Genomic DNA, 12,156 nt, shown 5'->3' with positions numbered 1-12,156 from the left:
AGGTCCGCTCGATCAGGTGCGCACGGGCCTGCGTCAGCACCTGGATCGTGACGTCATCGGGGATGAGGTCCTCTTCGATCAGCTGGCGCACGAAGTCGAAGTCGGTCTGGCTCGCCGACGGGAAGCCGACCTCGATCTCCTTGTAGCCCATGCTCACGAGCAGGTCGAACATGATGCGCTTGCGCTCGGGGCTCATCGGGTCGATGAGCGCCTGGTTGCCGTCGCGCAGGTCGACGGCGCACCAGCGCGGCGCGGTGGTGATGCGCTGGTCGGGCCACGTGCGGTCGGGCAGATGCACGCGGATCTGCTCGTGGAACGGCCGATACTTGTGGATCGGCATGGCGGACGGCTGCTGGGTGTTCTTCATGGGAGGTTCGCTTCTCTTCGTCAGGTGAGGCGGGCCGACGACAAGCTCCGCGACGAGGAGGGCCCTAGAACGAGGACTCGTCGCGGCGGCTAAGAAGGAGCGTGCCTGCGCGCATGGGGACAAGGGTACACCCGCGGGCGCCTTCGTGGCGAACAACGGATGCCGGCGCCTGCGGCCGGCGACGTATCAGACCGCGACGATACCCGCTCCTGACAGCAGAACGACGCCACGCGTTCCGCAGGGACGCCCGAGCGCACGGGAGGGACGATGGTCACCGGCACAGCGCAGACGTATCGGCTCACATCTCTCGTGGCGGCCTTCGATCATCCCCGCGGCCGCTCCTTCGTCGTCCAGACGTATCCGCGGCAGATCGTCGACCTCTACGACCAGGCGACGATGCTCCCCCGCTGGATCTCGGCGACCACGCCCGCCCAGCGGGCCCTCGCTCTCGCGACGGCGATCGACGGCGACGCCGACCTCGACGCCCGGCTGCACGTCGACCTGGACGAGGACGTCCTGCAGATCGTCGACGCCGCCGCAGGTCACCCGGATGCCGGCGCGGACGGACTGCTCGGCGCCTCCACGGCCGCGGCGTGGCATCCCGACGCCGCAGCCCACGCCGCCGGCACCCACCGCACCATCACGCCGCAGTGCGTGGACGCCGTCCCGTCCTGGCTGCACGCGGAGCTCGTCGACGATGCGCCGCCCCTGGTGGTCGGCACCGCCTACACGCTCGCCGTCTTCTTCGCGTCCGAGAGCGGCAGTGCTGCCGCCGACGAGACGTGGCTCCCCTTTCCCGAGGGGCAGGACACCCTCGACGTGCGGGTGCGCGTCATGAGCGCGGACTTCGACGTGCCCGCCGACCCGCAGCGGCTGCAGATCGGGCGGGACGGGTGCTCGACCGCTCGTGCCCTGTTCGACATCCGGCCGCGGGAGCGCCGGCGCGACGACGGCACGCAGGCCCCGCACGGCCTCAGCGTGCTCGTGGACGTGCGCGGGAACTTCCTGCAGCGGCTGGACCTGACCTTCGACCGCGCCGAGGTGCCCGACCTGGAGAGCTACGGGCGCCGGCCCGCCGCCGCAGCGATGCTCGACGAACGCAGCGTCGCGATCCAGCTCAAGCCGTCGGAGGGCGGCTACGAGCTGCTCGCCCCGCAGGTGTGCTCCGACCCGATCGAGCTCCGGCTGACCGAGGAGGAGCTGTGCGCGCGGATCCGCAAGGTGCGGAAGGTTCTCCTGCAGGCGGTGAAGCGACCCCCGATCGCGTTCCAGCTGGACATCCCGCCCGCCGACGGAGACGCGCTGCTGCGCGACCTCGCCTTCGCCGGGTTCCGCCTCTTCCAGGCCGTCTTCTCCGGCCCCGAGGCCTCGAGCGACCTCAAGCGGGTCAGGGACTGGCTGTGCACGCGGCTGGAGCAGGATGCCACGACCCTGCAGGTCGTCTCGACCGCCTTTCCGGTGCCGTGGCCCCTGATGTACGCGGTGCGGCGCTTCGACGCGGAGCCGCTGTCGTGGGACAACTTCATCGGCATGCGCCACATCGTGGAGCAGATCCCGCTGGCGCAGCTGGCCGACCTGCCCGCCGCCCCGACCATCGACTCCACTCCCGAACTCGGCGTCCGCACGCTCTACGACGACGGCATCGACCACGCGATGCCGTCGCGGCCGGTCGCCGCGCAGCGCGCCTACTGGGGCAGTCGCAAGGTGGCCCTCGTCGAGGGCCGTACGGTCGACGAGCTCGTCACGCAGGGTCTGTCGTCGTCGGCGACCGACAAGGTGCTCTACCTGTACTGCCACGCCGAGGCATCCGCCGTCGACCCCGACGACTCGAAGCTGATCTTCAGCGGATCCACCAGCGTGTCGCTCGGTCAGCTGTCGGTGTACGCGCCGACCGACGACGTGCTGCAGAGCCATCCGCTGGTGTTCATCAACGCGTGCGAGTCCGCGCAGTTGACCCCGGAGTTCTACGACGGGTTCGTGCCCTACTTCCTCGCCAAAGGCGCGCGCGGGGTGATCGGCACCGAGTGCAAGACCCCCGGCCTTTTCGCGAGCGAGTGGGCCAAGGCCTTCTTCGACGAGCTGTTCGCGGGCAGGTCGGTCGGCCGGTCGGTGCTGACGCTGCGGCGGCGATTCCTCGCCGAGCACAACAACCCGCTCGGGCTCCTGTACGGCGTGCACTGCGACACCGACACCGTGATCGCGCCCGCCCTGGCATCGGCGGCGTGAGCGCGGGATCATAGGCGAGAGCGAGGAACCATGAACAGCGCGGCGAACACCCCCGACGACCTCTCGAGCCGGATCGTCGAGGCGGTGATCCTCGCGCGCACCTTCGCCGGAGCGTCCGGCCGGGACGCGGTCGCGGCGGACTTCCCGCCGTCGGTCGTCGACCTCTACGACGCGGTCGTCGGGCGCACCGAGTGGGCGAAGGCGACGACCCTCGCCGAGCGGGCGCGCGTCGTCCTGCAGGTCTTGGACGACGACGCCGACCTGAATGCGCGCTATCGTGCGGATGCCGACGCCGGCCGACTCGGCTTCGGAGCCGGCGAGGACGACGAGCTCGACGCGGCGGTCCGCTCGCTCGAGCCGCGGGCGCGCTCGATCACCGTCGACCCCGGAGACGGACTGCTCTCCGGCGGCGCGGGCGACAGGTCGTGGCATCCGGTCCTCCCCGTCGCGCCGAAACCCGCCGCACCCGCGCCCCCGTCCGCCGCCGAGCCCGTCGGAACGGACGCCGAGACGGTGCAGACGTGGCTGAACGCGGAGCTCGACAACGACGGCGCACCGCTGGAGACCACGCGCCCCTACGCGCTGGCCGTCTTCTTCGGCGAGCGCGACGCCGGCGCTGTCGCCTCGGCGCCGAGCGAGATCCCCATCCCCGCGGGCGAGGAGACGATCGACCTCGGCGTGCGGCTGATGAGCAGCGACTTCACCGTGCCGCCCTTCCCGCAGCAGCTGCGCGTCGGCCGCGACGGCAGATCCACGGCGCGCGCGCTGTTCGAGATCACCCCGCTCGACGTGCGCGACGACGACGGCACGCCGCGTGACCGCACCCTCAGCATCCTCGTCGACGTGAAGGGGAACTTCCTGCAGCGCCTGGACGTGACCTTCGACGCGGATGCCGCCACCGACGTGGCCAACTACGGCCGCCCCGCCGGCGCGGCGGCGATGCTCGACGAGCGCTCCGCGACGCTGCAGCTCATGCCGGTCGGCGGCGGCTACGAGCTGATGGCTCCGCAGGTGTGCGCCGATCCGATCCGGATCCGCCTCACCGAGGACGAGCTCGGCGCGCGCATCGAGAAGGTGCGCACCGTGCTCCTGAACGCCGTCAAGCAACCGCCGATCGCGCTGGACCTCACGATCTCCCCGGCCGACGGCGAGGCGTTCCTGCGCGATCTGGCCTTTGCGGGCTTCCGGCTCTTCCAGGCGATCTTCGCCGGGCCCGAGGCATCCGACGACCTGAAGCGGGTCGGCACCTGGTTGTGCGAGACGCTCGCCGACGACGTGACGACCCTGCAGGTGGTCTCCACCGGCTTCCCGGTGCCCTGGGCGCTCATGTACCCGGTGAAGCGCTTCGACGCCGCGCCGCTGTCGTGGGACGGCTTCATCGGCATGCGCCACGTCGTCGAGCAGATCCCGATGGCCCAGCTCGACCGCATGCCGCCCGCCCCGACGATCGCCTCGACCCCCGACCTCAGCGTCCGCGTGCTCTACAACGACGGCATCGACGCACAGATGCCGTCGCATCCGGTCGCCGCCCAGCGCGCCTACTGGGCCGCGCGCGGCGTCGCGCTCACCGAGGGGACCAGCGCCGACGACCTCATCGCGCGCGCCCTCGCGCCGTCCGCGACCGACAAGGTGCTGTACCTGTACTGCCACGCCGAGGCGTCGGACCACGACCCGGACGACTCCGCGCTCATCCTGACCGGATCGCAGAGCGTCTCGCTCGGTCAGCTGTCGGCCTTCGCCCCGACCGAGGACATGATGCCCAGCCGCCCGCTCGTGTTCATCAACGCGTGCGAGTCGGGTCAGCTCACGCCGAACTTCTACGACGGGTTTGTGCCCTACTTCCTCGCCAAAGGCGCGCGCGGCGTTATCGGCACCGAGTGCAAGACCCCGGGCCTGTTCGCGAGCGAGTGGGCCAAGGCCTTCTTCGACGCGCTGTTCTCCGGCATGCCGCTCGGCGAGGTCGTGCTCGCGCTGCGGCGCCGATTCCTCGCCGAGCACAACAACCCGCTGGGCCTGCTGTACGGCATCCACTGCGACACCGACACGGTCGTCGCACCCGCGCTCGCGGCATCCCCGACCCCGGCTCAGTGAGGAGCACACCATGTCCCTACGACGCATCCCCGGCAAGGATCAGGAGTACTACCTGATCAGCTACGACAAGCACGGCGACGAGCGCCCCGACGCCGACGGCACCCACGCGAGCGCAGAGGCGCTCGAGGCGCTCCAGCGGCCAGGAGCCGACGTGACCGACGTCTTCATCCTGTGCCACGGCTGGCAGGGCGACTACGACGGCGCGATCGCGCAGTACGACAGGTGGCTGGGGGCGGCGAATCCGGATGCCGCGGATGACGGCATCCGTCCCTTCGTGATCGGCGTGCACTGGCCGAGCCGCGCGTGGAGCGATCGGGAACTCAAGAGCGCCCCGACCGGGCTGCTGGGTGAGGAGGCTCCAGACGACGACGCGATGAGCATCGAGGAGGCCGTCGACGAGTACGCGGCCGTGCTGCCCGAGGGCGAGGGGGTACGAGCGGCGCTGCAGACCGTACTCGCCTATGCGTCCGAGATCGATCCGGACGAGGATGCCACGGATCGCTCCACGCTCCCGGCTGAGGTGACGCGCGCCTACCGGACGCTCGCCGAGGCGAATGCCGTGGCCGACGGCGACGACCCCCTGCTCGGCAGCGGCTGGGATCCGGACGAGGTGTTCCAGGCGACATGCGAGGCGCCGTCGGACGATGGGCTCCTCGGCGGCGGCCTGTTCCACAAGCTCCGCGAGGCGGTGCTCGGTCCGCTCCGGCAGCTGACCTTCTGGCACTGCAAGAACCAGGCGCGCGAGTTCGGCGAGCGCGGGGCCGCACAGCTCGTGCGCGAGATCATGGCCGCGACGCCCGAGCACGTGCGCGTGCACCTGATGGGGCACAGCTTCGGCACCATCGCGATGTCGGCGGCCGTGCGCGGGCCCGGGAAGGTCCCGCAGCCTCCCGTGCGGCCGGTCGCATCGCTCTACCTCGTGCAGGGCGCCGTGTCGCTGTGGGCGTTCGCCGAGCAGGTTCCTGCGCGGGTCGGCGGCGGGCGCGGATACTTCGCCGACGTGGTCCGTCCCGAGTTCGTCGCCGGCCCCATCGTGGTCACCCGCTCGAGCTGGGACTACGCGGTGGGCCGGTTCTACCCCCTCGCGGTGCGCCTGGCCGGTCAGTACCTGCTCGGCGACGAGCTGCCCAAGTACGGCGGCATCGGGGCGTTCGGGATGCAGGGGGCGGGAGCCGTGGAGCTGCCGCCGCTGGAGGCGGGGGAGACCTCGCCCGGCGCGGAGCTTTCTGCCGGCATCCGCTACAACATCGACGCGAGCGCTGTCATCAAGACGCTCCAGGGAGCCTCGGGCGCCCACAGCGACCTGGCGCACAGCGAGCTGGTGTGGCTGGGCTGGCGCGCGGCCCTGGTCGGCCGCTGAGCCGACCACATCCCCTCGGCCTTCGGTGGGCCCGATATTGAGCTCACGTCGGAGGCGGTGGCCCGAGCCGTGGCTTGCGGTTCTGCGTGTCATCCCCGCCCACACGGTTGCTGCGCTCTGTGAGTGCGACGAGCGCGAGATGCCTGTCAGCGGTCCAGCAGATCAGCCGACCGCGCTGGTCCTTGGTCCGCCCGAGCACCCCGGCTTCGGCCAGCTCGGTGAGCGCACGATGCGCGGCCTGCGGCGAGGCGCCCAGACGCGTGCTGACCGATTCGGCGGTCAGCACAGGGTCTGAGGCGAGCGTATCGAGGATGCGCAGCACGACGGCATCCCGTCGAGGCGTCGCGGGATTCGCACCGCGCTCGCGACGCAAAGCGACCAGGCGACCGTAGACCTCGTGATCGAGGGCCGCGATGTCCTCAGCGAGCTTCACCGCGTTGCCCGCGGCGCGCTCTGCGGCGTGCGCGAAACCGATCACCCAGTCGTCCAGGGCCGGCGGGTCCGCCCGGTATCCGACGAGGCCGCCGACATAGGAGTCCGTGTCGCCGGCGAAGACCGTACTGATCGGGATGAGGATATTGCGCAGAGCATCCGTCCGACGCAGGATCGTATGGATCAGGGCGCGCCCGGTGCGGCCATTGCCATCGATGAACGGGTGGATCGTCTCGAATTGCGCATGCGCGATCGCCGCGCGCACCACGGCGTTCCCGGAGGCCTTCGTGACGAAGCTCGCGAGGTCGGCGACGAGGCGAGGCACGTCGGCTTCCGGCGGCGGCACGAACGCGGCACGCAGCGGAGACCAACCCGGTCCACCGACCCAGTTCTGTTCCTGCCGCAGGCCGCGCGCCAGCCCGGGTTCGATGACGTGCTGGAGGTCCACGATGTCATCCGTCGTGATCACGCGCGTCCGGTCGGCCAGTTCCGCGATCGCCGCCTCCGTCGCCCGCACGTTCGCCACGACCCCGAGCGCCTGACGCGGTCCGTGGTGCAACAGCTCCGCGATCGCCAGGCGCTTCGGCGTGACACGGTTGCCCTCGATCCAAGAAGAGGAGATGGACTCGGACCGGATCAGCAGATGGTTCAGATACCGGCCACGCGAGCCGATCCGCTCATCGGCGCGCGCCAGCACCGCGAGCGCGTCCTCGGCGGCATCCCGCGCATCAGCGCCCAGGGTCGGGAGCCGATCCCCCAACTCGTCCGGCACATACGCACGGTAGCGACCCGGCGCGCGATCCCTGCGACTCAAGCCGCTCGCACTTTCGGGATGCCACAGACGCTCGACGTATCGACCCATCAAAGCCTCCTTCCACGAGGCTATTTCTACTTTAGAGCATCTAGCCGAGAACCGGTCTCGTGCGCGACCGCGATCCGGTCGCCATCGCCGTAGCGTTCCTTCACGATCCGAAGATTCGCCGAGACGTCCACGGCGGCCACGAGCGCGAAGCTCCGCAGCCGCTCCGTGATCTCCAAGACCTCCTCAACCGTGTCGGCGGTCAACGTCGCGATGAAGTCGTACCTGCCGACCGCGACAGCAAGGAATTCGGGCTCGACGGAGAGGAGGTGCGGCAGCAGTTCGGAGGCAGGCCCGGCGGCTCGGATGCCGGCCCGAAGAGAAGTCGTGTCGGAATGATGCGCCCTGACCGGGATGCCGACCGGCCTGATCGCCTCGTGGCGCAGGAGTCGCTCGAAGCGTACGCGTGCACCGCTGGGCGAGAGGCCCGCGGCATCGCCCAGCTCCCGCAACGATGCGCGACAATTCTGCTGCAGCACCCCGATCATGGCCCGATCCGCAGTATCGACACGGATCCTCGTGCCGCCCGTCCTGAGCGGGGAGTACTGATTCGCCTCGATGCTCTCATAGATACTCGTCTGCACCTCGCGCACCCCGGGCAGTTGGGCGATGACATCGAGCGTCTCTCGTAGACGAGGGTCCGCGCCGACTCGGATCTCGGCCTCGATCGGGAAGTGACTGGCGACATCCGCGACGAAGGTCGTCGCCGACAGCGCAACGAGCGCATCGCGCACCGGCGCCACCGGGCCGTCGACCAGGACCTGTGTATACGCGAAGCGTTCGAGGCCGAGCAGATCAGGACTGATCGAGACCGTCAACCGGAGCTCGTCCGCGGCGACAGCACGCTCGACGATCGAGGCGACGAGATGCCGAGGCACACCCAGCTCTTCGCCGATGCGCGTGAAGCTGGCACGCCCGTCTGAGCGAAGCTTCTTGAACACTCGCCTGCGCACATCCCGAAGTTGCTGCTCGGTCCAACGCGGGACACGTGAATCCATACGCCCTCACTACGATCTTCGCACCGCAGACTCGTTCAATACTGCATGACAATCACCATCTGAAGATGCCTTAGTGACAAATTGTCGCTTGAATGTAGCGAAACCGCAATCTGCGCCCCTGTTGATTGAGAAAGCGGTTGGCCTTGGGGATCGAGGCAGCCTACTGTATCGCCAAGCAGCAGCGCCGAACACCAGGGAGCCCCGATGACCGTTGTGGCCAGTTGCCAGTTCGCTCCGGACCTCGGCGAGGTGAAGGCCAACATCGCCCGTGGGCTGACGCTGATCGAGACGGCCTCGAACAGAGGGGCACGAGTCGTCGTGCTGCCGGAGCTGGCGACATCCGGCTACGTCTTCGAAGACGCGGCCGAAGCGTGCGCCGCGAGCGTGGTGGCTGACGGACCTGAGCTCGAGCCGTGGCGGCAGGCCGCCGATCGAATGGGGGTCGTGGTCGTCGCAGGATTCTGTGAGGCGAACGGAGGCGATCGCCCGTACAACAGCTCGGTCGTCCTCGTGCCACGCGCGGCGCCGGTCGTCTACCGCAAGGCACACCTCTGGGACCGGGAAAGACTGATCTTCTTCGCCGGAGACGCACGCCCCCCGATCGTCGACACACCCGTCGGGCGGATCTCGACGATAATCTGCTACGACCTGGAGTTTCCTGAGTGGGTGCGCCTTCCCGCTCTCGGCGGCGCTGAATTGATCTGTGCTCCTGTGAACTGGCCGGCGGGCGTGCGGCCCGATGGCGAACGTCCGGCCGAAGTCATCCGGGTTCAGGCCGAGGCATCCATGAACCGGGTCGCGATCGCGGTGTGCGATCGCACCGGCGTGGAGCGAGGCGTGCAGTGGACATCTTCGTCGGTCATCGTCGACGCCGACGGCTGGCCGCGAGCACTCGCGAACCCGGCCGAGGCGGGCGAGACGATCCTGCTGGCCGAGATCGACCTCGCCGCCAGCCGGAACAAGCGTGTCGCGGAGTACAGCGACGTGTTCGGCGACCGCAGGCCGGAACTCTACTGAGCGAACGCACGCGGCACACCCGAACGCACGGCCGCGTTCACGAACCACACCACAGGAAGGACGCACATGTCCACGGCAGAATCCGCCGAACCGCACGCGAGTCGCGTCGAGACGCGCTCCATCGACATCATTCCCCTCGCCGAGCGCCACGGCAAGGTCTGGCATCAGGGCCCGTTCTGGTTCACCGGAAATTTCGTGCTGACGACCTTGGTCGTCGGCTTCACCGGACCTGCGTTGGGTCTCGGCCTCGGATACACCGTGCTCGCCGCCGTGCTCGGAGCCGGGTTCGGCACGTTCTTCATGGCCTTCCACGCGAACCAGGGACCCCGAATGGGACTCGCGCAGATGATCCAGTCCCGCGCCCAGTTCGGCAGTCGCGGCGCAGTGATCCCGTTCACCGCGGTCGTCTTCGTCTACGTCGGCTTCCTCGTCTTCGACACCGTGCTGGTCACTCAGGGAATCGGGATCTTTCCCGACGCCACCTGGTTCTGGTATCCCCTCGTGCTCGCCGTCTCGATCACCATCGCCGTGGTGGGGCACGACCTGCTCCACCGTATCCAGCGGTGGCTCACCTACGCCCTGCTTGCAGTGTTTCTCGTGATCACGGTCTTCGCCATCATCCACTTCGCGCAGACTCCCGTCGCGCCGGCCGCTGCGGCGGCGACCGCGGGGTGGAACGCCTCCGCCTTCCTGATCCAGTTCTCGCTCGCTGCCGGCTACAACATCAGTTACTCCGTCTACGTCTCCGATTACACCAGGTACCTGCCGGCCGATGCGTCAGCCCCGAAGCTCATCGGCGCCGTCTATGCCGGTGCAGGCCTCTCCGCGATGTGGCTGATGTCGCTCGGGGCAGTGCTGGCCAGTTACGTTCCGAACGCCGATCCGATCGGAACCCTACGCTCTGTGGGAGACCTGCTCTTCCCCGGCTTCGGCGAGCTCACTGTGATCGTCTCGGTGCTCGCGCTCGTCTCGATCATGGGTGTCAACGCCTACGGTGCGATGCTCACCGGCGCGAGCGCGATCGACGGCTTCCGACCCATCAAACCCACCGTGAAGATGCGCGTGATCGCGTTGGTGATCGTCGGTCTCGCGTCGCTGCTGATCGCGCTCGTGCTCCCGGACGACTACGTCGGCAGCTTCAGCAGCTTCGTGGGCCTCATGCTCTACTTCCTGATTCCGTGGTCGGCGGTGAACCTGGTGGATTTCTATCTGGTGCGCAGGGGGCGGTACGCGCTCGCCGACATCGTGGCGGCGGACGGCGTCTATGGCCGGTGGGCATGGCGCGGACTCGTCGCCTACGCGGTCGGTTTCGCCGCGATGATCCCGTTCTTCTCGCTGGCCTTCTTCACCGGCCCGGCTGCCGCAGCCCTCGGCGGTGCGGACCTGGCATTCGCCGTGGGGTTGCTGGTATCAGGACTCGTCTACTTCCTCCTCTCGAGAGGGCAGGATCGACGTCGGGAGGAGGAGGCGATCCGTCGAAGCGCGAGCCAGCTCGGGCTCGACACGCATTAAGACCCGGGGGATAGCCGACGGTGCAACATCGTTCACGCGCCGGAGTCGACGTGCCGGGTGAAGGATGCCAGTGCCGCACGGTCCAGCTCCGGATCGGCACGCGTGGCGTCTGTCACGAGCAGCGCGGAGTCGCCGATCACGCGGGTGTGCTCGCCGCGACAGGGGATGGTGACGACCGGCCTAGCGTTCGTCGAATGCGGCGTCGCCGAATCGGTCGCGCCAGCTCGGACCGCGCAGCTCGGCGATCAGCGCGGCGCGCGCCGGTGACCCCGGCGGGGTCGCTGCCAGCTCATCGAAGCGGGCGGGATCGATGCCGACACCTGCGTGGCGGCGCACGGCATCCCCTCCATCGAGATGGCCGAGCGCATTGTCGCTTCCGTTCCCGGGGCCGGGTGCCCCGCGTTCCCGTCTCAGCGCGCGAAGGGGTTCCTGATCTCCACGCCGGCTATGCGCTGGCCCGGATTGAGGTCCTCGCTCCACAGGACATCGCACTCCATGCGCACGGCACTCCTGACGATCATCGCGTCCCAGAACGACAGCCGGCTCGACTCGGCGATCTCGGTGGCGGCGACGACATCGGAGGCGAGGGGCGAATGCGTCGGCCAGCGACTCAGCATCCGAACCCGTGCGCGGGCGTCGGCCATCGACAGCGGAACCGCGCTCTTCCTCGTCACATTCACCACGAACTCCTGCAGCACCTGCACGCTGATCGCCCCGCTCCGTCCACGACCGAGCTGATCGACGAGCTCGATCGCCTGCACGTGCCGCTCCCCCGCACCTTCGTCGTAGGCGTAGACGAGAACGTTCGTGTCGACGAACTGGAGGCTCATCGGTGATGCAGCTCGTCGCGCGACCAGGTGATCTCACCCACGCGCAGACCGCTGCCGCGCTTCATCAGAGCGACCTCGTCGGCCCACGCGCGTTCGTAGTCGGACGTCCCTCCCGCGAGGTTCTGCACGAGCTCCGCAACCAATGCCGAGACCGACGTGTCTCGTTCGGCCGCGAGGAGCTTCGCCTTTCGCACGAGCTCCTCCGGAAGGGAGAGCGTCAGGTTCCGGGTAGCCATGTGATCCAGTGTATCACTGGATCACGGCCACGTAGGAGTCGATGTACCCGCCCAGCCGCCGACGGCACGAGCCTTCACCTGGCGCACCTCGTCGCCGGAGTCGGGGACGGCGACAGGATGCGCCAACTCAGCGGCACGCCATCGCGCTCGCTTGGCGCGTTCTGCCGCGGGATGGCGGCGGCTTCAGGGGGCTATTGCAACACCGGGTGTGTGGAGGTTGTGGTGGGT

10 protein-coding genes and 1 pseudogene are annotated in these 12,156 nt (G+C 69.0%); 5 read left to right on the top strand and 6 right to left on the bottom strand.

Annotated elements, in window-relative coordinates; genetic code table 11:
* Window positions 1–367: pseudogene (locus tag QM641_RS11985) on the bottom strand (2-isopropylmalate synthase); the annotation flags it as partial.
* Between the two features lie 267 nt (window positions 368–634).
* Between QM641_RS11985 and QM641_RS11980 the strand changes: the two are divergent.
* Genes QM641_RS11980 through QM641_RS11970 form a run of 3 tightly spaced genes read left to right on the top strand, consistent with a single transcriptional unit; the run spans window position 635 to window position 6,044 of the window.
* Window positions 635–2,593: a CHAT domain-containing protein gene (locus QM641_RS11980; RefSeq protein ID WP_415116773.1), complete on the top strand. Its 1,959-nt coding sequence runs from the start codon at window positions 635–637 to the stop codon at window positions 2,591–2,593.
* Window positions 2,594–2,623: 30 nt separating this feature from the next.
* Window positions 2,624–4,684 (top strand): CHAT domain-containing protein, encoded by a 2,061-nt coding sequence (locus QM641_RS11975; protein WP_415116771.1) that lies wholly within the window; start codon window positions 2,624–2,626, stop codon window positions 4,682–4,684.
* Window positions 4,685–4,694: 10 nt separating this feature from the next.
* Window positions 4,695–6,044, top strand: coding sequence for a hypothetical protein (locus QM641_RS11970; RefSeq protein ID WP_415116769.1), 1,350 nt, complete (start codon window positions 4,695–4,697; stop codon window positions 6,042–6,044).
* A gap of 43 nt (window positions 6,045–6,087) precedes the next feature.
* Here the strand turns inward: QM641_RS11970 and QM641_RS11965 are convergent, their stop codons facing one another.
* Window positions 6,088–7,248 (bottom strand): Fic family protein, encoded by a 1,161-nt coding sequence (locus tag QM641_RS11965; protein ID WP_415116767.1) that lies wholly within the window; start codon window positions 7,246–7,248, stop codon window positions 6,088–6,090.
* A gap of 116 nt (window positions 7,249–7,364) precedes the next feature.
* On the bottom strand, window positions 7,365–8,333 hold the full coding sequence (locus tag QM641_RS11960) for an AsnC family transcriptional regulator (protein ID WP_415116765.1): 969 nt from the start codon (window positions 8,331–8,333) through the stop codon (window positions 7,365–7,367).
* Between the two features lie 204 nt (window positions 8,334–8,537).
* Here QM641_RS11960 and QM641_RS11955 point away from each other — a divergent pair, with 204 nt between their 5' ends.
* On the top strand, window positions 8,538–9,350 hold the full coding sequence (locus QM641_RS11955) for a nitrilase-related carbon-nitrogen hydrolase (RefSeq protein ID WP_415116763.1): 813 nt from the start codon (window positions 8,538–8,540) through the stop codon (window positions 9,348–9,350).
* Window positions 9,351–9,416: 66 nt separating this feature from the next.
* A complete protein-coding gene (locus QM641_RS11950) occupies window positions 9,417–10,862 on the top strand; it encodes a purine-cytosine permease family protein (protein WP_415116761.1) in 1,446 nt (481 codons plus the stop codon).
* 180 nt (window positions 10,863–11,042) lie between these two features.
* Here the strand turns inward: QM641_RS11950 and QM641_RS11945 are convergent, their stop codons facing one another.
* The 3 genes from QM641_RS11945 to QM641_RS11935 form a co-directional block, all read right to left on the bottom strand.
* Complete coding sequence (locus tag QM641_RS11945) at window positions 11,043–11,198, bottom strand: hypothetical protein (protein ID WP_415116759.1); 156 nt, start codon at window positions 11,196–11,198, stop codon at window positions 11,043–11,045.
* 74 nt (window positions 11,199–11,272) lie between these two features.
* Window positions 11,273–11,692: a PIN domain-containing protein gene (locus QM641_RS11940; protein ID WP_415116757.1), complete on the bottom strand. Its 420-nt coding sequence runs from the start codon at window positions 11,690–11,692 to the stop codon at window positions 11,273–11,275.
* A complete protein-coding gene (locus QM641_RS11935; RefSeq protein WP_415116755.1) occupies window positions 11,689–11,928 on the bottom strand; it encodes a DUF6364 family protein in 240 nt (79 codons plus the stop codon). The genes QM641_RS11940 and QM641_RS11935 overlap by 4 nt, the downstream gene beginning before the upstream one ends.
* Between the last annotated feature and the right edge of the window lie 228 nt (window positions 11,929–12,156).

This window comes from Microbacterium sp., from assembly GCF_047605725.1.
GTDB lineage: Bacteria > Actinomycetota > Actinomycetes > Actinomycetales > Microbacteriaceae > Microbacterium.
The sequence above is the reverse complement of the archived record's forward strand: the minus strand, read 5'-3'. Positions and strand labels throughout refer to the sequence as shown.